The organism is Alloprevotella sp. (genome assembly GCF_057240785.1).
Window position 1 is genome coordinate 25909 of the sequence record NZ_DBHHRH010000021.1, and the last position, 21668, is coordinate 47576.

Genomic DNA, 21668 nt, shown 5'->3' on the forward strand with positions numbered 1-21668 from the left:
ACAGTTTCTCTAATCTATTCTTAAAGATGCTATCCTACTTAAAGAAACTGCTTCTAAAGAACTTAGGGCACTTCGACCTTATCAATAATAGCTTTAATAATGCCATCAGCTGTTATCTCCTCGGCTTCAGCCTCATAAGTAAGACCTATACGATGACGCAAAACATCATGAACAATTTCGCGCACATCTTCTGGCACCACATAGCCTCTACGTTTGAGGAAAGCTGTGGTGCGAGCAGCCAAAGCCAGATTAATACTAGCGCGCGGAGAGCCGCCGAAGTTGATATATTTCTTCAAGTCGGCTAGGCCATAATTCTCCGGATTTCTTGTGGCCATCACAATATCGGCCACATATTGCTCAATACGTTCGTCCACATAAACCTGCTTTACGACCTCGCGGGCTTTTATTATACCCTTCACATCAATTACCGAATGTACCTCTTCTGAATAATCTGCTCTGAGATGAGAGCGAACGATGGTCTTCTCTTCTTCTAAAGTAGGATAGTCCACCAGAGCCTTTAGCATAAAGCGATCCACCTGGGCTTCAGGAAGTTCGTAAGTCCCTTCCTGCTCTATTGGGTTTTGGGTAGCCAAGACCAAGAAAGGGTCTGGCAAAGAATAAGAGGTCTCACCTATCGTCACCTGGTGCTCTTGCATCGCTTCAAGTAGTGCACTCTGCACCTTTGCTGGAGCACGATTAATCTCATCTGCCAAAACAAAATTGGCAAAAATGGGGCCTTTCTTTGTTTCAAAACGTTCCTCACGTTGACTATAGATAAGTGTACCTATAACATCAGAAGGCAAGAGATCGGGAGTAAACTGGATACGACTAAAATCTCCTTCTATGAGTTTCGCCAGTGTTTTAATGGCTAACGTTTTGGCAAGTCCTGGAGCACCTTCCAAAAGCACATGGCCATTACTAAGTAAACCAACGAGCAAAGAACGAATTAGATATTTCTGCCCTACTATGACTTTCGACATACCTGTTTCCAAATCGGTCACAAAGCCTGTTTGAGCCTCTATTTGCTCATTTAATTCTCGAATATCTACTGATTTTGCCATATTAAATCGATTTTTATTTTGCTGACAAAAGTAGTTCTTTTCCCTTTAAGGCATCTATAAAAAGTGCAAAAAAGCAAGAAAGACAACATCTTCAAGAACAGTAATGCCAACTTTACTCGCATTATTCAATATTTGGAGAAGAAACCTATACTCTCTAAGATTTAGAAATTACATTCTTTCAAAAACACTTAAAAGAACTGCAAGAACATTGTACACAAATACTTATATAAACAAAAATCCATTTGGAAGACTTTTAATTCTTTTATATTATCTCAAATATCCTTATTACGTTTGGGAATACAACAAGGCTATCAACTGACATTCTTGTTTCGTTAGATGACGCCCTTATTATAGCAGTGACTTCAATAAGGAAAACAAAATCAAGAATGATTCTCTTCCCTCTCCTCCATTTTATTTTTTGTTGTCACGTCGCCATGTTGTCACATTTCTCTCATAAACGACTAAAAGTGTATGCATTATACGCGTGACAACAATGTGACGACAAAAGGCACCATTACTACTCAATTAAATCACTGTATATCAATGACTATACACCTTTGTGACAACATGACAACAATATTCTATATTTCTTGGTAAGGGAGAGTGCTAAAAAAATGACAAGAACTTATAGGGTGTTCACTATTCTATATTTTCTTCGTACTTTTGGAAACTTTATCACAACAGATATGGAAGATTTCGTACACTTACACGTTCATACTCAATACTCTATTCTTGACGGACAATCCTCTATTTCCGCTCTCTTGAAAAAGGCCATGAAAGACGGGATGAAAGGAATGGCTATCACCGATCATGGTAACATGATGGGGATCAAGGAATTTTTCAATACTTCTAAGAAAGAAATCAAAAAAGCAAAAAATGAATTGGCTGCTGCGCAGGCAAAAATGGAAGCCCTTCAAGCAGGCACATACAAACGGCCGGAAGAAGACCCTGATGCGGGAGTATCTGATGAAGAGTTATTGAAGAGTATCGAAGCACAAATGCCTTTATTAGAGCGGCGTGCTAATTTCAAGCCAATTTTGGGCTGTGAAATGTATGTAGCTCGACGTTCCATGAAGTTAAAAGAAGGACGTCAAGATCAGGGGGGTAATCACTTGATTGTTTTGGCCAAAAACGAAAAAGGTTATCACAATCTTATCAAACTGGTTTCAAAATCTTGGGTGGATGGCTTCTATATGAGACCGCGTACAGATCATGCGGAATTGGAAAAGTACCATGAAGGGCTCATTATTTGTTCTGCATGTATTGCGGGAGAAGTTCCATCAAAGGCTCTGCGTGACGACATTGAAGGTGCAGAACAGGCGGCCTTGTGGTTTAAAAATATCTTTGGTGATGACTACTATCTTGAACTTCAGCGACACGAAGTAAAAGATAAGACGATTAAAGCAAACAAGGAAACTTTTGGCTTACAACAACGAGCAAATAAGGTTCTTATTGATATAGCTCGTAAACACAATATAAAACTTGTATGTACTAACGACGTACACTTTGTAGAAGAAGAGAACGCAGAGGCGCACGATCGGTTGATATGCCTTTCTACTGGCAGAGATTTGGACGATCCGAAAAGAATGATGTACACCAAGCAGGAGTGGTTTAAGACGCAACGGGAAATGAATGAGATTTTCTATGACATTCCCGAAGCCATACAAAATACGAGTGAGATTTGCGACAAGGTAGAGATATACAGCATTGATCACTCGCCTATTATGCCTAACTTTGCCATCCCTGAAAGTTTTGGTACAGAAGAAGAATATCGCCAACGTTTCACTGAAGAAGATCTTTTCAAAGAATTTACTCGCGACGAGAATGGGAATGAAATAATGAGCGAGGAAGAGGGCCGCAAAAAGATTGAGAATCTTGGCGGCTACGACAAACTCTACCGAATCAAGTTTGAAGCCGACTTTCTTGCAAAAATATCTTACGAAGGAGCTATTGCACGATATGGTGAACCCCTGAGTGATGTGGTAAAAGAACGCATCAACTTCGAATTGCATATAATGAAGACCATGGGTTTTCCGGGCTACTTTCTCATAGTGCAAGACTATATCAACGCCGCACGCAAAGAACTGAACGTTAGCGTGGGACCAGGACGCGGTTCTGCCGCAGGAAGTTGTGTAGCCTATTGTTTGGGAATCACACAGCTTGACCCTATTGCCTACGACCTGCTGTTTGAACGTTTCCTTAACCCCGACCGTATATCTTTGCCCGATATTGATGTTGATTTTGATGATGACGGACGTGGACGCGTTTTAGAGTGGGTTACACAAAAGTATGGAGAAGAAAACTGTGCACATATTATTACATACGGCACGATGGCCACAAAATTGGCTCTCAAGGACGTAGCGCGTGTGCAAAAGTTACCACTTGCCGAAAGCAACCGCCTCTGCAAACTCATCCCCGATAAACTCCCCGAAGGACCAGACGGGAAATCACCAAAAATGAACTTAGATAATTGCATAAAGGCAATACCTGAACTTCGTGAAGCAGAGACGTCTCCCAATCCGCTCATGCGCGATACCATCCGTTATGCTCGCATGCTAGAGGGCAATGTACGCAACACTGGTGTACACGCCTGCGGATTTATCATTTGTCGTGATAAAATCAGCGATTGGGTACCTGTATCTACTGCTGAAGACAAACAGACGGGAGAAAAACTCCACTGCACGCAGTATGAAGGCCGCGTCATTGAGGAAACTGGGCTCATCAAGATGGACTTCTTGGGACTAAAAACTCTGACGATTATTAAGGATACATTGGAGAATATTCACGATAGCCTTGGTATTGAAGTAGATATTGAAAAGATACCGCTCGATGACGATGAAACTTACGCGCTCTTCAGCCGTGGGGAAACGATTGGTACGTTCCAGTTTGAATCTCCTGGTATGCAAAAATATCTACGCGAATTGCAGCCCAACTGCATAGGCGACCTTATTGCGATGAATGCTCTCTATCGACCAGGACCTATTGCTTATATTCCTTCGTTCATTAAACGTAAGCACGGTGAAGAACCTATTACTTACGACTTACCTTGCATGGAGAAGTATTTGAAAGATACTTATGGAATCACCGTTTATCAAGAACAGGTGATGTTGCTGAGTCGTGAAATTGCCGACTTCACCCGTGGAGAGAGTGACACATTACGCAAAGCTATGGGTAAGAAGCTCATCGATAAGCTAAACCATATGTACCCCAAATTCATCAAAGGTGGAACAAAGAAGGGGTATGATGAAAAGACACTGGAGAAAATATGGAATGACTGGCGCGCCTTTGCTTCTTATGCCTTCAATAAGAGTCACGCTGCTTGCTATGCCTGGATAGCTTATCAAACAGGCTATCTGAAAGCACACTATCCCGCACAATTTATGGCAGGCGATATGAACTCGTGGCTAACGAATATCACAACGCTCACAAAGTTGATGGACGAATGCAAACGCTTAGGAATAGATACCTTAGGTCCAGACATCAATGAATCGATGATGAAGTTCAGCGTCAATCACCATAGCCAAATTCGTTTCGGACTTGCTGCTATTAAAGGTTGCGGAGAGGCGGCAATGAAAAATATCATTGCCGAACGAAAGAAAAATGGGGTATTCAAAGATATCTACGATTTTGTGGAACGTATCGACCTATCAAGTTGCAACAAGAAGAACATCGAAAACCTGGCAACAGCAGGGGCTTTTGACAGCTTTGGCATAGCTCGTGAACAGTTTGTTGAAAAAGGCGAAAACGGGGAGACCTTTATTGATATACTTGTTCGCTACGGCCAACAATTCCAGATGGAGAATAACACAGCCCAAAATTCACTCTTTGGAGACTTCAATGCCATAGAAATCTCTAAGCCTATGATTCCTCAAGGCCTCCCTGAATGGAGTAACTTAGAGAAACTCAACAAAGAACGCGACCTTATTGGCATATACATTTCAGGACATCCGCTCGACAACTTCAAAGTTATTATCGAGAAAATATGTACAACCAGAATGCCCGAACTAGAAGAAGTATCAGCCTTGGCTAAGCGCGATATCACATTTGGCGGCATTATCACCAATGTACGAACAGGTTTCACTAAAAAGAATGGAAATCCCTACGGCTTTGTTACGATAGAAGATTATAGCGGTAGTGGTGAGATTGCATTCTGGGGAGAAGACTGGGCTCGCTGGAGTGGTTATATGAACATTGGTAATTCCGTATTCATCACTGCCTTTGTTGGGCCAAGACGTTACAATCAAGATGAATACGAAGTACAAGTCCGAAAAGTAGAGTTCTTAGGTGACGTGAAAGATAAAATTATTCAACGCATCAATATAACTATTCACGTGAATCGCCTAGACCAAAACACCGCAACAGAACTTGCTTCAATAATGAGCCGCGATGAAGGCCATACTGAAGTTATATTCCACGTTTACGACGATGAAACAAAGATGAACGTCCAGCTGATGTCGCAAAGTTGCTTTGCACTTGTAGATACAGATCTCATCACTTTCCTAGAAGAAAGTCCTTGTTTAGAATATGAAATTGGATAAATGGCATTATCTTTGTCCCGCATACATTGAACTAAAACAAATATAATATGGAAAAAATTATCACTGAACAGAATTTCGATGCAGAATTAGCGTCAAAGCAACCTCTTGTAGTTGACTTTTCAGCCACTTGGTGTGGTCCTTGCAAAAAGGTAGCCCCAATTATGACTGAATTGGCAGAAGAATACGAAGGCCGTGTTACTGTAGGCAAGGCTGATGTTGAGGAATGTGCAGGATTGGCTGCTCGCTATGGTATTGCTAGCGTTCCAACAATTCTATTCTTCAAAGATGGAGAACTTGTCGACCGCATGGTAGGTGCTGCTCCCAAAAGCAAGTTTGCTGAAAAGTTTGACACACTCCTTTAAGACATGGCAAGTTTTGAAGAAGAACTCCAGCAAGACGAGCTCGATGACGCACAGACTGTTGCCTTTATTCAACAGCAAATACCGCAGGAGCTAAAAGAGAAGTTCACTGAAGAACAACTCTACTACTTCCTAGATGTCATCACTGAATACTACGCTGAAAGTGGTATCCTTGATGCAGAGCCCGATAAAGATGGATTCATAGATATCGATATTGAAGCTATTGCTGCTTACTTAGCAAAAACAGCTAAACGAGAACATATCGGTAATTTTTCTCCCGAAGATCTTATCTTCATCGTAGAAGCCGAAATGGATAGCCATTCTCTAGACGAATAAAAGTATAAATAAAAAAGACCACAGCCTATATGACTACGGTCTTTTTTATTTTATATCATCGCATCTTACGCCTCTTCGTAAATATCCTTATCCTGTCAGCTGACATCCTTATTACGTCAGCTGACATTTTTATTGTATTTTCAAATGCAATAAGGAAATTTGAGAGTTTGTAAAAGGAGATGCATAATACTATTTATTCATACTCAATAAAGCTACCTGCAAGCCCTCGTCTCTTTATAACAAACCGAGAAAAGCTTGCAGGTAGCCAACAAGTAAAATAACTGTTCGCTCAAAGCCTTATTTGAGAGAATTCAAAAGTTCTAATTGATTATTGTCAATAAGATGCAAGACAAGTTCTCCGAAAAGAGTATTAGCCCAAGCAAACCAAGTACGTGTAAACTTAGAAGCATCTTCTTGACGATAAGCTTCATGAATAAAATTGGTTCCAGCATCTGTGGTAATGAGGCGCTGTAGAGCTGCTTTAATTTCAGTAGAATCAGTAGAAGTCATAGCCAGCATAATGTCAGACATAGGCCAGATATAGCCAATTCCTTCATGAGGACCGCCAATACCTTCACCTGCTTTCCCCGAGAAGAAATAAGGATTAGATTTACTCCAGACGAAGCGACGCGTGTTTTGATAAATGGGATCATCGACAGGAATATCGGCAATATAGGGAAGAGAAAGCAACGAGGGGATATTTGCATCGTCCATCAGTAGATGAGAACCAAAACCATCAACTTCAAAAGCATAAACTTCACCAAAATCTGCTGTTTTTACCACTGCGTATTGCTTGAGAGCGGCTTGCACCTGCTCCGCCAACGCTTGGCAACTATCTGCTAAAGCCCATTCTTTGTTCACATCGCGAAGGATAGTAGCCGCCTTGCGAAGACAACTCACGGCAAAGAAGTTTCCGGGAATGTTATAAGGGAACACTGTACTGTCGTCGGATGGACGGAACGATGAAGCTATAAGGCCGCAAGGTTTTCCAGGATGCCCGTAGCCACTATTGGATTGTGTATCGTGCATTGCGTGCGTACGACGCATAAAAAGATATGGAGAAGTGCCATCCATACGCTGCTGAGCACGCAGAGTTGTAAGCACCTCTCGAATGCAATCCACCCAAAGTTTATCGAAAACTGTCTTATCCCCCGTTGCCTTCCAATAGCCATAAGCCAAGCGTATGGGATAGCATGGAGAGTCGAGCTCATACTTACGTTCAAAGACGCCTTTCTTCATTTCAGTGATGTCGCCCGTCCAGTTGGTACTCATTGAATCAGGAGATTCCATGAAAGCATTTGCATAAGGATCGATAAGCAAACTCCGGAACTGGCGGCGCAATACACCTCGAATCAAACGAGCTAACTTGGGATCTTTGGAAACAAAACGTAGGTAAGGCCACACTTGAGCACTGCTATCACGCAACCACATAGCAGGAATATCTCCCGTGATAACAAACGTGTCGTCGTCGCCATCTGATGTTTTTCCATAACGAACCGTAGTATCCAAGGTGTTGGGAAAACACTGCGCAAACATCTCACGAACTTTGGGTTGAGTGATACGGGCAGAAATCGTTTTGATACACTTCTCCACTACGGGAGAACTAAATTTACGTTGTGAAAGTTCTGGGCGCTGGGCTGAAATCGACAGCGACAAGAAGGCTGCAAAGCCAAACAAGTGATATTTCATAAGAGATTCTTTATCTTTGCATTTGCAAATATAGTAGAAATAATGATAACGACAGTCATATTTGATTTAGATGGAACTTTGCTTGATACTCTACAGGATTTAGTGGACAGTGTGAACTTTTCCCTTTACGCTCACAACTTCCCCAAACGCACCCTCTCTGAGATTCGTATGTTTTTGGGCAATGGTTATAAATATCTTATCTCACACGCCGTACCAGAGAATACACCAGAAAGCAAAATTGCTGAAGTTTTAGACACTTTTAAGTCGTATTATCAAGAGCACTGTTTGGACACAACCAAACCTTATGCAGGTATTCGAGAAATGCTCCAAAACCTAAAAGAGAAAGGTATAAAGATGGCCATCGTTTCTAACAAGGGAAACGATGCTGTGAAAGAATTAGCTCATCGTTTCTTTGAAGATTGCATCCCTATCGCCGTAGGTGAAAGTGCAAAAGTGCGGAGAAAACCCAATCCCGATACAGTGTGGGCAGCAATGCAACAATTAGGAAGTGGAAAGAACGAGAGTGTCTACGTTGGTGATAGCGAGGTGGATTTTGAAACAGCAAAAAACGCAGGTATCCCTTGTATCTCTTGTTCATGGGGCTTTCGCGATGAAACCTTTCTGCAAGAGATAGGAGTCACTACGATTATTCATCACCCCGCTGAGCTACTTACTTCGTTATTGCCCTAACTATTAACGAGTTGCTCAAAAGCAGGAATCGTGATTCTCTGCCTGTTACTTTCTAAGAGCCCTTTTGCTTCCAATTTGCGTAACATAAAGGAGACACTTAGGCGCGTTTCTCCGAGTTCTTCGGCCAAACGCGTCATTTTTATTTTCAGTTCCTTTTTTCCAGCAGGACGCTGTGAGCGGTGCAGAACAAACTGAACAAAACGCGCTTCTATTGTTGTAGCATAATTTTCCCACAGCCTACGCATATATTGTTGCGACTGCCAACAGGAAATATTCAGAAAGTTGATACGAAACGTTGGGAAGTCGAACAGAAAATCGCGCACCGCTGATTTTGTAATCTCAAGCAATTGAACTTTCCCTGCAGCATAAACACTACGAAGATAGCGTGTCTGAACACCAAAAAGACATTCTGGTTGAATCACATGAGGAAGATTTATCCATTCCGTGAGTTGATAGCCACGATCTGCACTTGACGTGTACGTACAGACCTCCCCTTCTACTACAAAAATGAGGCTTTGACAAACGCTTCCTTGCTCTACAATGCAAGAACCTTTCTCTTTTTTCACAAAGCCAATCTTGGCCTGTCCTGCAATGGTCAACACATCTGCGCGTCCCATTCCTTGCAAGAGAGGAAGTTGTAAAAGTTTGTCGAAAATAAAACTCTCCGAAGGCGAAGAGGGCGAGTCTTTCCTATGAGGTTGCGACTCTTTGCCTGTTTGTTTTTCCATCATCATTCTACTATATTTTTTTCCAAGCCTGGCGACATCCAGACTTGTAGTTTCCCGTTCTGCTCATAAATCAAATAGGCCTTCAGTTCTGGATGCTTACTCAGCACTTCCTTTGCTCCATCCAGGCCTAAGACCATAAAACTTGTGGCGTAGGCATCGGCTGTGGCACAATCGGATGCGATAATAGAAGCCGACAGCAAGCTATGCTGTACAGGATACCCCGTACGAGGATCTATCGTATGAGCATAACGACGCCCGTTCTTCACATAAAAATTGCGATAATTCCCACTAGTTGCCAAAGCCTTTTCCTGAAGATGCATTGCAGACAAAACTTCATTTTCTCCAACCAAAGGACGCTGGATCCCAATAGTCCACGGCTTTCCCTCAAAGTTTTTTCCATGCGTTCGAACCTCTCCGCCAATCTCTATCATATAATCGCTAATTCCCAAGCGATTAAACAAACGTGCCACACAATCCACGCCGAATCCTTTGGCAATAGCTCCACAATCGAGCATCACTCTCAGGTCTTTTTTCTTCAACATTATACCATCTAAACTCACTTTGTTAAAACCCACGAGTGAGCGCAAACTATCCACTTGCAACTTTGTGGGCAACTGCTGATTTTTAAAGCCGAATCCCCACGCATTCACCAAAGGAGCCACAGTGATATCAAATGCTCCGTTAGTTTCCTTCGATATGTCTTCTGCCAAGGAAAAGACCTCCCGAAAAAGCTCATCAGTCTTTGAGTCAGTCCCCGCATTGATTTTCGAAATAGTAGAAGTTGGATTAAATATGGACATAGAATTATCCACACGGTCCAGTTCTGTAAGAATCTCTTTATTTAGATTGTGATCATATTTATACTTAATATGATATACTGTTCCAAAGATAGGGCCTTCGTCGTACTGCGGAACAGCTGAGTTCGATTTTCTAAGAATAAAGATCGTTGCTACAGTGAGTGCAAGAAAAAGGAGAACACCCCATTTGCTACGCCAAAACTTACCTAAAGGAAAAGGGCCAATCATTCTATCAAATATTAAAATAAAAGTTCTTTTACCGTTGCAAAACATCTATTCTGCACACATCGCAACCGTAAGAAAAATGTTGTGCAAAAACTTTTGTATCCTAAATATCAAAGACTACATTGAAGCTTCCTCCCAAGCCATTCGAACCATACTTACCAAAACCAGGAACATACCAAGCATTATCTACAGCCGTTTTACCTTCATGGAGCTGCAGCTTATAGCGAACCGACCAGCCCACATGAAAAAACTTCCAGATTTTAGCCTCTACACCAAATACCACCTCACTCCACAACATATTTCCTTTGATGCCTGATAAGTTGAAAGGAACTGTTGTCCCATAAATAGGGTCTTTCAAATCGGGAGCTGAGAGATCAAACTTGTAAGAAGTATAAGCAAAACGAACACCTCCAAAGAGACGATTACCAGAATGGAGATCTTTCAGAAAGTTATAGTCCACTCCTAAACGGAAATACGGAGAGGCTGTTTTATACTTAATGTTTGAAGTATCGTCTGTATGATTGCTGATTCCCAGACCTAACTCAGCTGTTGGGAAGAACCGATTTTTGAGATTTAGTCGAAACATACCCTCATATTGCCCAAAGGGAGTAGCCAGCGCCATCACTGTTCCACATAAATCGTACCCCACACTGCATCCAGCCCAAAAAGGCTCTTTTTTAGTGGCAGGTTTCAACACTGTCGAACGTGACTGCGCCTGAAGCGTATCACGCTCCATTGCAGTGGCAGAAAGGTCACAACTACTGAGCAGTACGCAAGAAAATACGAAGGTTCTCAATATTCTCATAATTCACTATAGGTCTAACTAAACTCACACTATCTATCGTCACAGGCATCACAGAGATGTTGTGTGACGACCAGCGCACCGTTTGCAGCGTGTGGAAGATGCTCAACGGACAATCTGCACTCTCAAAATGCTTTTGGTTTGTTTTCTCAATCCAGATGGTATCTGTTGCACTCTGTCCTTCAGCATTGGAAAAATGAAACAACAATGTATCCATATTCCCAGCATAGCTCAATGGAAGAACAAAGGATTTAATATTTTGTGCCTTATTGAGCAGTATACTATCACTATGAAGTGGTGTGATAGTTAATGTATCAGTCAGTGTAAACGGCGTTTTTTTATCGGCAGAATACAATCCGCACGTCATTTCCACAATGTTATCCAGTGGACAATCTATATTGCTACACGCTTCTAATATAAACAAGGAAGCGATGAAGGGGAAAATTTTACCTATATTCATCGTATGAAATCATTAGAGCAGCAAGGTATCCCAAACCTCACTATATTTCTTTCTCTATCTGATAGTTGTTGCGGCCTTCAGCATTGCGAGAGATAAGTTCGCCCAAGAAGCCAGCTACAAAGAGCTGAGTTCCAAGAATCATCATAGTAAGAGCAATGTAGAAATAAGGAGAATTTGTCACCAAAGGAGCAGGAACACTCTGGCAGATAGCCACTAATTTCACACCACCAACAACTAATACTGCAATAAAACCAAGGATAAACATCAGACTACCTAAGAAGCCAAAGACGTGCATAGGTTTCAAGCCAAAACTATTAAGGAACCACAGACTCAACAAGTCCAGATAACCATTAAAGAAACGGTTCCAACCACCAAACTTAGTTTGTCCAAACTTACGAGCTTGATGCTGTACTACCTTCTCTGCAATCTTGTCGAAACCAGCATTCTTTGCCAACCAAGGAATATAACGGTGCATTTCGCCGTAAACCTCTATGTTCTTCACAACATCTCGCCGATAGGCTTTTAAGCCGCAGTTAAAATCGTGTAGATTCTTAATACCACTCACTTTTCTTGCAGTAGCATTGAACAGTTTTGTAGGAAGTGTCTTAGAAATGGGATCATAACGTTTCTGCTTATAACCCGAAACGAGATCATATCCATCTTCTGTAATCATCCGATACAATTCGGGAAGCTCATCTGGGGAATCCTGGAGATCAGCATCCATCGTGACCACAACATCTCCTTGCGCCTTGCGGAAGCCACAAAACAATGCGGGCGACTTACCATAGTTTCGGCGAAACTTAATACCATGGACATTGGTATCTTCTTTCGAGAACTTCTCAATTATATTCCATGATTCGTCCGTACTACCATCGTTAACGAAGATAATCTCGTACGTGAAATTATGCTCCTTCATAACTCTGACAATCCAAGAATATAAGTCGGGCAAACTTTCAGCCTCGTTAAAGAGAGGTACTACTACTGATATATCCATTATATTTTTATATATTACATTAGAATTCAACGAACTATACTCCCATACCTCGGCGCATGGTAAATAGTCCAATAAAAATAGAAATTATGGGATCAACGAAGAACGTTAGAGAAAGCACTGACGAAGCCCAAACAGAAGCCGGCAAGATGCGGAAAGCATCCGCCAATTGCTGTGGTGTTGTAGCACCAGTGAGCTCGTAGAGATTTGACATTCCTCCTTGTTGTTGCATTTCTTGTAAGAATTGTTGACTATGAGGCTGACTAGCAGCAAACAGAAAAGCATCTGCAAATACACCATTATCAAAAAAGGCAAACCACATGTATAGGCCCATTGCTATCAGTATGCCAGCATAAATACCCATTAACAAACAATGAACATAACCTTTCCCAAATGAGAACGAAGCGTTGCGTTCTGTGATTGTCTCTCTGAATCTGACACAAAGGAAAGCGCCAACGAAAGGACTGGAAAGAACAAGCAAGAATCCCAACATAGAAACTTGCGAATAGCGTAGACCTACGGCATAAACTACCAAACTAAGGAGACCATAAGTCCCCAATAGCGCCCCATTTTGAGCTGCAAAGGCGTTTATTTGCCGCCAATCCCATTCGTTTTGTTTATCTTCTAACATGATTTTGCAAATTTAATGCAACAACTGTGAACTACAAAATTTTACTTCGTGAAGGAAAAACATAAAAACATCAGAGAAAACTAAGTTTTAAAGCAAAAGCTATGCAAAATAAATAGTACATAGAAAATAACATGTGCTACTGAAAATTAGCTATACTCCGTACAATCTCCTCATTAACGCTCTTTCTTTTTTAATTTTTCCAGAAACAAGAAGAAAACCGACAAATCATTCTTAGAAGAGAGGTGTCGGACAGCACATCATCTTTGGTCACTATTATTTCATGAAAAATGTATAACTTCGCATCCCAATAGAAAAGACTTATTAGAATGTATATCAAATATTTTTTTCTTATCGTCCTGTGTCTGCTGTTTAAGCCGCTTGACGCCCAACACCTCCTGCAAAACACCGACACGCGCGGAAATCATTTTGCAATCGACTCTATCGAAAAAGAGGACGTACCCGAGGGCATTTATGCTTGGACTATTGACAGTCGTTTCGGTTCTGTACGCCTTGCAAACTATGACACCATCCCTCATCTCTTTCCCAATGAAGCATTCACAGAAGGAATAAGAGGACACTATAACTTTACGGGCAATTTGGGAGCTCCGCGATTGAGTCGCATCTTCACAGATCGCACGGAGAATAGTTTTCGCGATGGACAATTTCTATTTTCTCAGCCTTTTGATTTCTTCCTTCGTCGCCCCGATCAAGTCCTATTCACAAACACCAAATCTCCGTTCACTAATCTGACTTATCATGAATGTGGCAATAAGCAGAATGGTGAAGATCGCATCAGTGCTCTTTTCTCAACCAATGTAAATCAGCAGTTAGGTTTGGGCTTCAAGCTCGATTATCTCTATGGACGTGGCTACTACGATAGTCAAGCCACATCTGCATTCAATGGTACGCTCTTCGGTTCATACCGTTCTGATCACTACTCCCTTCATTCGTTCTTTGCAGCCAACCATTTGAAGAATCGCGAGAATGGAGGTATCGAGACCGATGCTTATGTAACAAGTCCTGAGTCTTTTCCTACGCGCTACGATACGGATGATATGCCCATCAATTTGGCTCGCAGCAACAGCAAGCAACAAGATAATACTTTCTTCCTTACCCATCGCTACAGCATTGGCCTGACACGTTGGACAGACAAAAACGGAAAAGTTATATCAACGCGGGCCGATAGAGCAGCAACAAAAGTTACGACACTCACAGATTCTATCCAACAAAAAACAAATGTAGACTCACTGAAACTCACTCCCCACTTTGTGCCTGTCACCAGTCTAATCCACACGTTGCGAATGGACTTCAACAACCGTCGCTTTATCAGCGATGCAGCCAATGGTGGACGTAGTTTTTTTAACGACTATTATCTGAACAACGATTCGGCGCGTGATAAAACGAATTATACCCATGTGGAAAATTTAGTGGCGTTGGAAATTAACGAAGGCTTCAATCGCTGGGTCAAAACAGGAATGCGACTCTTCGCCAAACACGAATACTATCGATTCACCTTACCCGACACTACGGCAAGCGGTACACAGTACGTGCAGAAATACTCAAATCATTACATCACCTTGGGCGCTCAACTGATGAAGAAGCAAGGCCGCGTGTTCCACTACGATGTATTGGGAGAAATTCGCAGTAATGGTTCAAATTGGGGAGAGTTTAACATTGAGGGCACAGCAGATGTAGATCTGCCTCTCTGGAAAGACACAGTATCTGTACGCTTAGATGGTTTTATTCGCAACGAGCAACCCAATTTCTACTTACGCCATTTTCACGCGCGCAACGCCTGGTGGGACAAAGATCTCGACAATCAACTGACAGTGCGCCTCGGCGGTAGCCTTTCTTGGAAGAACACGCGCTTTTCCTTCCACCTGCAAAACATTCAGAAGTTGGCCTACTTCGCTGAAACCTTAACTCCGTCGGACTTTACCAACAATGTGCAACACTACACTCATAGCATTGGTGTGCAACAAAAAAGTGGTAGCGTTCAACTCCTTACGGCCTCCTTGCGCCAAGACTTTCACCTGGGCATTTTGCATTGGGAGAATGAATTCATATATCAGGCCACGACCGACAAGGACAGCTACCCTCTCCCTGCCTTTTCCGTTTGGACCAATCTCTATTTGAAATTCCGCTTAGCACGTGTTCTGCAAACAGAATTAGGTGCAGACATGCGCTATTTCACCAAGTATTACGCACCTGCTTACTCGCCCATCATGGGACAATACGCCATACAAGATCCTAACTACCGCATACAGTTGGGCAATTATCCGATGATTAACGCTTATGTTAATTTTCATCTCAAGCGCACGCGATTCTATGTAATGGCAAGTCATGTCAACTATTCTAGCGGTGCAGGTAATCCATTCCTAGTGCCTCACTATCCGCTCAACCGCCTAGTTCTGCGCCTCGGCATTAGTTGGAATTTTATCAACTAACCGTATTTCGGGATTAAGTAACGAAGAAAAAAAGACAACCGACGCCCTGCTTCATAGCTCAATAACTTACTGTTTATGAGCGTTATAAAGCAGGGCGTCGGTTTCCTTATTGTATTTCAAAATTTCCTTATTGTGTCAGCTCACACAATAAGACTGTCAGCTGACGCGCTTATTGTATTTTCAGACAGTTCAAAGCCTCTTTCTTAACTGCGTAGAACGGAATTAAAAAAGAGAAAGAAAGAGAGGACGATATTAAAGTTCCAACCAATTCCGATAGAACTGACGAGCATGCTCTTTCCACTGCCATAGGATTCGCCCATTAGGGTCATCGGCTTCATAATAATGTTGAGGCGGCAGAATCGATAAACCTTTGGCCAAGTCCCGCTTATATTCATTTTCCAACGTATGAGGTTCGTATTCCAAATGGCCAACAATAAACGTGCTACGATGTGCCGCATCATAGGCTACCCCTACTCCACTTTCTTGGCTTTCCGCTACAATCTGCAACTGAGGTGCAGAAAAATCAGAACGTCTCACTTCCGTATGTCTACTGTTGGGCATAAAGAACGCAGGCGAAAGCCCACGCATGAGAGGGCACTTATCATCGAGTACATCTTGAGAAAAAACACCGAAACACTTTGCCGTTTTGTCATACTTTGGAATGCCATAATGGTGATAAAGGCCAGCTTGCGCGCCCCAGCAGATATATAAAGTATTGAGCCGTTGGCGGAAAGCCCAGTCCATAATCTCACACAGTTGCGGCCAATATCGCACTTCCTCAAAAGGCATCTGCTCAACAGGAGCACCTGTAATGATGAGCGAAGGAGCAGAAGAAAAGTGAAGTTTGTTGGACAATATCGTTTCTATATCAACATAATACGCCAGGATATGTTCAATCGGCGTAGTTTTATAGGTTTGCCCTGCTATGCGCACAGGTAGCAAAAGCACATCAGAATCGGGAAACGACAGAGCGCGAGCAATATCCAGCTCCGTCACGGCCTTTTGCGGCATAAGATTGAGGAGCAAAACCACACGAGCATCCGTAGGAACAGCCCAGAGGTTGTACTCTGCTACTGCGTATCCTTCAGCCCGCAACATTTCCACAGCAGGCAATCCTTGAGGAAGTCTCAACATTTTTTATTTAGTTTTTATGTGTTCTGTAAATCTGCTTTCAACTGGATGCAGAAAGTAGTTCCGTGGTTGATTTCGCTTGCTTTCACAAAGATATGTCCTTCGTGATATTCTTCCACAATACGCTTGGCAAGCGATAAACCTAATCCCCATCCGCGACGCTTCGTGGTGAACCCAGGTTTGAAGACACGTTTCCAACGTTTCTTAGATATACCTTTTCCCGTATCTGAAACCTCTATATTTACCACTGCTCCACGCTGACGCACACATATATTGATGTGTCCAACACCAGCCATAGCATCGATGGCATTCTTACATAAGTTCTCAATGACCCATTCAAAAAGTGGAGCATTAACACGAACAAAAACAGAAGAAGCAGGGAAATCTGTAGTTATCTGTACCTTATCAGAAGTTCTGCGCCCTATATATTCCACCACACGTGGTATGATTAGACACAAATCCTCATTGACCAAGGCTGGAGCAGAACCAATTTTTGAAAATCGTTCAGCAATAAGTTGTAAGCGCTGCACATCTTTGTCCATCTCCGGTACTAAAGCCTCATCGGGATAAAGATCTTTGAGCATTTCCACGCCCGCCATGAGCGAAGAAATGGGAGTACCCAACTGGTGAGCTGTTTCTCGAGAAAGTCCCACCCATACCTTATTTTGTTCAGCCCGCTTACTGCTCAACAAAGCTAACAGAGCCACAACGATAAATAAGGCCACAACCCCCAATTGAATATAAGGATAAAGCGCCAAGCGGCGTAGCATCAAAGAAGGTTCGTAGAAGATAGAAAGTGTGGTTTGTGCACCCGCACCATCCAAACTCATCTTCATCGTATAGCCTTCGCGCTGCATTTGCTCCACCTTCTGCTGCAACTGCAAGAGCAGCTGTTTGTGGGAAGCCGTATGCGGTTCGGTAATAGCTATATCTATGGAATCTTGCACCAAGCGATTTTTCCAAAAAACAAAGCCTCCATCGTCTTCGATATTGCGGGCTGCCAAAATGTCGCCCCGACTGTCCTGCACTATCACGGGAATAGTATTGTTTCCATTGATAACCTTCAGCACTAAGTTTAGATCCGTATTTTCATCGGCGCGCGTTAGCGAACGCATAGCTTCGGCCCAAACTTCCATGCGCGATTGTTCCTCACGCGTCAAGTCGCGCACGAGCAAATTACTCACCAGCAACGATACGGAAGCTATGAGAACGGCAGCAACAACAAGAGCCACTTTAACATGGCTCATGGATAAATTATTTAGTACTGGTATCTTCAATGGATTTGTTGATATTTTCTATATAGTTCAGAAGTTCTTCGCGCCCCAATCGACTTTCACTACTTGTGATAAAATGAGGTGGCAATTCTTCCCACTGCTCACGTAAAGTAGCTAAAAAGGTATCGACATTTTTTCTTAGTTCACCCTTCTTATTCTTATCAGCTTTTGTAAATATTATACTGAAGGGAACACCATTTTCACCCAACCACTCGATAAATTCCAAGTCGATTTTCTGCGGTTTCAAGCGAGAATCAATCAGCACAAACAGATTCGTGAGTTGCTCGCGCTCAAGGACATAGAAAGAAATGATATTCTGCAATTTTTCTTGGTCTTTCTTGCTACGCTTCGCATAGCCGTAGCCAGGCAAATCCACAAGATACCATTCATCATTAATACGGAAATGATTGATCAGCATTGTCTTTCCAGGAGTTGAAGAAGTCATGGCAAGCCCTTTGCGCTGTGTCAACATATTTATAAGAGAACTTTTCCCTACATTACTACGTCCAATAAAAGCGTATTCGGGGATGTTGCTCTTGGGGCATTGGTCTGCACGACTATTACTAATCTCAAATTCTGCGGAATTTATCTTCATAAAAGCACTACTATATTTGCAGCAAAGATACTAATTCCAAATTGTTTTTTTAACTTCGCAGTGAAAATGAATGAAGTATATCCCTCCAAACTTTTAGAACGGACAGTAGGAGAATTCTCAAAACTTCCAGGTATCGGACGGCGCACTGCCCTCCGGCTTGTCCTGCATTTGCTCCGTCAGAAACCCGAAACAGGGCATGCACTTTCGGAAAGTCTCAGCCAGCTCATTGATGGCGTGAAATACTGTAAAGTTTGTCATAACATTTCCGATACAGACATTTGCGACATCTGTTCCAACCCGTTGCGCGATCAATCCACAGTTTGCGTAGTGGAGAACATCCGTAACGTCCTGAGCATTGAGAACACGGGTATTTATCGTGGACTTTATCATGTGCTGGGTGGCATCATCTCTCCCATGGATGGTGTCGGCCCTAATAATCTAGAAATCGAAAGTTTGATAAAACGTGTTGAAGAAGGTGGGATTCAAGAAATCATCTTCGCCTTGAGTCCAACAATGGAAGGCGATACGACAAACTTTTTCATTTCTCGCAAGCTCGCTCCTTTCAATGTACGCCTGACAACTTTGGCGCGTGGCATCAGCATAGGCGACGAATTGGAATATACTGACGAAATCACATTAGGACGTTCTATCATAAATCGTGTAGAATTAAAACAATGAAATTTTTACGACTCTTATTTTTCAGTATGTGGTTACTGGTGGGGCTTTGGTGCCTTTCTTGCGAAACCAACTTTATTATAGAAGGATTTTTGGGGCATAGCCCGATGCTCAACTATATTTTTTCCACGCTCTGCGTTATTACAGCTGTGGGAGGCTCATGGCTGGCATGTCGACTCTTGGCTTTTCCGCGCATCAAACAAGAAGTGGAAAAGGATACGACAGGGAAAGCTTTGGAAAAATGGAGCCTTGTTCGACTTGCCATCAATTCGTTGGCCATTTTTCCCAGTGCCATTTGCTACTATGGTTTGGCAGACACAACGGCTCTCTATTGTATGCTCCTTGCCCTCACTGCATCCCTCTTGTGTATCCCTAAAGCATGAAACTTTCTATCATCATAGTGAGCTATAACGTTAAGCATTATTTAGCACAATGCCTAACGTCTATTTGGCGATCCGATGAAAAGGATGTGGAAGTATTCGTGGTGGACAATGCTTCAAAAGACGATTCCATTGGCTTCTTGAGAAAATCTTTTCCTGAGAGAGAATATCCGTTGTTGCATCTCATAGAAAGCAAGAAAAACTTAGGGTTTGGAAAAGCCAATAACCTTGCACTCAAACAAGCAACAGGAGATTACATCCTTTTTCTCAACCCCGATACAGTTCTCACTGAACATACGCTATCCGACTGCTTACGGTTTGCCACGACACACCCAGAGATAGGTTGCCTTGGAGTGCGTATGCTCAAAGATGCAGGAGGCTTTGCTTTTGAATCACGCAGAGGTTTACCCACTCCATGGGTTTCATTCTGCAAAATGACGGGATTGGCAACGCTTTTCCCCAAAAGCCGCATTTTTGGAAAATACTACATGAGATACCAAGATGAGAAATCTGCACAAGAGATTGACATAGTTTCGGGTGCCTTCATGATGATGAGCCAACAAGCGGCGAGAGAAACGAAAGGATTTGACGAACAATTCTTTATGTACGGAGAAGACATTGACCTATCTTATCGTGCACTCAAAAGCGGATATAAGAATTTCTATCTTCCCACAGAAATTCTTCACTACAAAGGTGAGAGTACCCAAAAGAACTCGTACAGATATGTCCATGTCTTTTATGAGGCCATGCTTATCTTCTTCCGCAAGCATTATCCCCAAGCGCGCTTGTGGCTTAGTATTCCTATCAAGACGGCCATTGTGATAAAAGCAATCATAGCTTTACTCCAGCAACAACTCCGACTCTTTCGAAAATTTTTATTTCCCGCATCAGGGTCACTCTTAAATAGCTATCTCTATATAGGTAGTCATGCCAAAGAAATAACAGCACTGGCCGAACGAAATGGACTTGAACTTACTTGCGTGGATAAAGTTCCAGACGAAATTGAGACAAAATATACCATCGTTTGTTTCGATACAAGCGACTATTTATTTAGTTTCATTCTAAACTTTTTCAGTAAGAGTTCACACCAACAATACATTGGCCTCTTCTATCCTGAAGAAAAGAAACTAATCACAGGCGGAGAAATTTTTCTATATGAATGATACAATCCATTTGAGAGCTATTGAGCCTGAAGATTTAGGCTTTCTCTACGAAATAGAAAACGATCCAAGCATCTGGAGCGTGGGAACTCCAACTGCCCCCTACTCGCACTACGCCCTTAAACAATACTTAGAAAATCAACCTCAAGATCTTTTTCAAACAAAGCAATTGAGAATGATTATCGAGAGAGAAGGGAAAAGCGTAGGTATCCTTGACTTGTTTAATTACAATGCAAATGATGGACGGGCTGAAGTAGGTATTTCCATACTAAAGTCGGAACGCGGAAAAGGTATCGCAACGCAAGCTCTCAAGAAACTGGAACAACACGCTCGACGATTACTGAATTTACACCAACTCTATGCACTCGTTTCTGCAAGCGCTAATCCGAGTTCGAGTAGAGTTTTTGAAAAAAGCGGGTACAAGAACATAGCCACGCTTCCACAGTGGCATTTCATCAATGGCTCGTTTGAAGACATCAGCGTTTTCCAACTTTTTTTAGATTAAATTTATTTTTTCAAAAAAATATTTGGTAGTTTAAAACATTCCTCTTACCTTTGCACTCGCAATCAGGAAATGAGAGCAAAACACAAAAAGGTGCGTTAGTTCAGCTGGTTAGAATGCCTGCCTGTCACGCAGGAGGTCACGGGTTCGAGTCCCGTACGCACCGCGAAAGAGTTGAAGTCTTAGCTTCAACTCTT

At 42.3% G+C, this 21668-nt stretch carries 20 protein-coding genes and 1 tRNA gene; 10 read left to right on the forward strand and 11 right to left on the reverse strand.

Translation table 11 applies throughout. The features are described 5' to 3' along the window. Window positions 1-62: 62 nt before the first annotated feature. Window positions 63-1061: an AAA family ATPase gene (locus tag ACO4R2_RS04940; protein WP_484769405.1), complete on the reverse strand. Its 999-nt coding sequence runs from the start codon at window positions 1059-1061 to the stop codon at window positions 63-65. 686 nt (window positions 1062-1747) lie between these two features. Here ACO4R2_RS04940 and dnaE point away from each other — a divergent pair. From dnaE to ACO4R2_RS04955, 3 genes are read left to right on the forward strand one after another with little or no spacing between them, the layout of a single operon-like run. Beyond that, complete coding sequence (gene dnaE / locus ACO4R2_RS04945) at window positions 1748-5599, forward strand: DNA polymerase III subunit alpha (protein ID WP_484769439.1); 3852 nt, start codon at window positions 1748-1750, stop codon at window positions 5597-5599. Between the two features lie 47 nt (window positions 5600-5646). Then, window positions 5647-5961 carry a thioredoxin gene (trxA, locus tag ACO4R2_RS04950; protein WP_009348242.1) on the forward strand — a complete coding sequence of 105 codons (315 nt, stop codon included), beginning with the start codon at window positions 5647-5649 and terminating at the stop codon, window positions 5959-5961. Between the two features lie 3 nt (window positions 5962-5964). Next, a complete protein-coding gene (locus tag ACO4R2_RS04955; RefSeq protein ID WP_311490899.1) occupies window positions 5965-6294 on the forward strand; it encodes a hypothetical protein in 330 nt (109 codons plus the stop codon). 297 nt (window positions 6295-6591) lie between these two features. Here ACO4R2_RS04955 and ACO4R2_RS04960 read toward each other — a convergent pair whose 3' ends face one another. Further along, complete coding sequence (locus ACO4R2_RS04960) at window positions 6592-7983, reverse strand: glycoside hydrolase family 125 protein (protein ID WP_484769406.1); 1392 nt, start codon at window positions 7981-7983, stop codon at window positions 6592-6594. 42 nt (window positions 7984-8025) lie between these two features. Between ACO4R2_RS04960 and ACO4R2_RS04965 the strand changes: the two genes are divergently transcribed. Next, entirely contained in the window at window positions 8026-8673 is a 648-nt protein-coding gene (locus ACO4R2_RS04965; RefSeq protein WP_484769407.1) for an HAD family hydrolase, read from the forward strand. On the opposite strand, the gene ACO4R2_RS04970 is transcribed toward ACO4R2_RS04965, so the two are convergent. The 6 genes from ACO4R2_RS04970 to ACO4R2_RS04995 form a co-directional block, all read right to left on the reverse strand. Then, window positions 8670-9407 carry a Crp/Fnr family transcriptional regulator gene (locus ACO4R2_RS04970; RefSeq protein ID WP_484769408.1) on the reverse strand — a complete coding sequence of 246 codons (738 nt, stop codon included), beginning with the start codon at window positions 9405-9407 and terminating at the stop codon, window positions 8670-8672. The two genes, ACO4R2_RS04965 and ACO4R2_RS04970, sit on opposite strands and share 4 nt — an antisense overlap. Then, complete coding sequence (locus ACO4R2_RS04975) at window positions 9404-10426, reverse strand: FAD:protein FMN transferase (RefSeq protein WP_484769409.1); 1023 nt, start codon at window positions 10424-10426, stop codon at window positions 9404-9406. The genes ACO4R2_RS04970 and ACO4R2_RS04975 overlap by 4 nt, the downstream gene beginning before the upstream one ends. A gap of 100 nt (window positions 10427-10526) precedes the next feature. Continuing rightward, window positions 10527-11228: a DUF6048 family protein gene (locus tag ACO4R2_RS04980; RefSeq protein WP_484769410.1), complete on the reverse strand. Its 702-nt coding sequence runs from the start codon at window positions 11226-11228 to the stop codon at window positions 10527-10529. Continuing rightward, entirely contained in the window at window positions 11182-11685 is a 504-nt protein-coding gene (locus ACO4R2_RS04985; RefSeq protein WP_314602604.1) for a DUF6452 family protein, read from the reverse strand. The genes ACO4R2_RS04980 and ACO4R2_RS04985 overlap by 47 nt, the downstream gene beginning before the upstream one ends. Before the next feature lie 40 nt (window positions 11686-11725). Continuing rightward, the gene (locus ACO4R2_RS04990) at window positions 11726-12679 is read right to left on the reverse strand and encodes a glycosyltransferase family 2 protein (protein ID WP_311490906.1); all 954 of its coding nucleotides are present in this window, start codon (window positions 12677-12679) and stop codon (window positions 11726-11728) included. Window positions 12680-12713: 34 nt separating this feature from the next. Beyond that, on the reverse strand, window positions 12714-13307 hold the full coding sequence (locus ACO4R2_RS04995; protein WP_484769411.1) for a DUF4199 domain-containing protein: 594 nt from the start codon (window positions 13305-13307) through the stop codon (window positions 12714-12716). A gap of 326 nt (window positions 13308-13633) precedes the next feature. On the opposite strand from ACO4R2_RS04995, the gene ACO4R2_RS05000 reads away from it, so the two are divergent. Next, window positions 13634-15754, forward strand: a complete 2121-nt coding sequence (locus tag ACO4R2_RS05000; protein ID WP_484769412.1) for a putative porin — start codon at window positions 13634-13636, stop codon at window positions 15752-15754. A 252-nt stretch (window positions 15755-16006) separates the two neighbouring features. Here ACO4R2_RS05000 and ACO4R2_RS05005 read toward each other — a convergent pair whose 3' ends face one another. The 3 genes from ACO4R2_RS05005 to yihA are packed head-to-tail and all read right to left on the reverse strand — an operon-like array spanning window position 16007 to window position 18754. Continuing rightward, on the reverse strand, window positions 16007-16888 hold the full coding sequence (locus tag ACO4R2_RS05005; RefSeq protein WP_484769413.1) for a homoserine O-acetyltransferase/O-succinyltransferase family protein: 882 nt from the start codon (window positions 16886-16888) through the stop codon (window positions 16007-16009). A 14-nt stretch (window positions 16889-16902) separates the two neighbouring features. Continuing rightward, window positions 16903-18132: a sensor histidine kinase gene (locus ACO4R2_RS05010; protein ID WP_484769414.1), complete on the reverse strand. Its 1230-nt coding sequence runs from the start codon at window positions 18130-18132 to the stop codon at window positions 16903-16905. A 7-nt stretch (window positions 18133-18139) separates the two neighbouring features. After that, window positions 18140-18754, reverse strand: a complete 615-nt coding sequence (gene yihA, locus ACO4R2_RS05015; protein WP_311490911.1) for a ribosome biogenesis GTP-binding protein YihA/YsxC — start codon at window positions 18752-18754, stop codon at window positions 18140-18142. A gap of 66 nt (window positions 18755-18820) precedes the next feature. Here yihA and recR point away from each other — a divergent pair, with 66 nt between their 5' ends. From recR to ACO4R2_RS05040, 5 genes are all read left to right on the forward strand, one after another. Next, entirely contained in the window at window positions 18821-19432 is a 612-nt protein-coding gene (gene recR / locus ACO4R2_RS05020; protein WP_311490912.1) for a recombination mediator RecR, read from the forward strand. Then, the gene (locus tag ACO4R2_RS05025; protein ID WP_484769415.1) at window positions 19429-19812 is read left to right on the forward strand and encodes a hypothetical protein; all 384 of its coding nucleotides are present in this window, start codon (window positions 19429-19431) and stop codon (window positions 19810-19812) included. Before recR ends, ACO4R2_RS05025 begins: the two co-directional genes overlap by 4 nt. Beyond that, window positions 19809-20972 (forward strand): glycosyltransferase family 2 protein, encoded by a 1164-nt coding sequence (locus tag ACO4R2_RS05030; RefSeq protein WP_484769416.1) that lies wholly within the window; start codon window positions 19809-19811, stop codon window positions 20970-20972. The genes ACO4R2_RS05025 and ACO4R2_RS05030 overlap by 4 nt, the downstream gene beginning before the upstream one ends. Then, window positions 20965-21474 (forward strand): GNAT family N-acetyltransferase, encoded by a 510-nt coding sequence (locus ACO4R2_RS05035; RefSeq protein WP_315092294.1) that lies wholly within the window; start codon window positions 20965-20967, stop codon window positions 21472-21474. Before ACO4R2_RS05030 ends, ACO4R2_RS05035 begins: the two co-directional genes overlap by 8 nt. 89 nt (window positions 21475-21563) lie before the next feature. Then, a tRNA-Asp gene (locus ACO4R2_RS05040) sits at window positions 21564-21637 on the forward strand. Window positions 21638-21668: the final 31 nt, after the last annotated feature.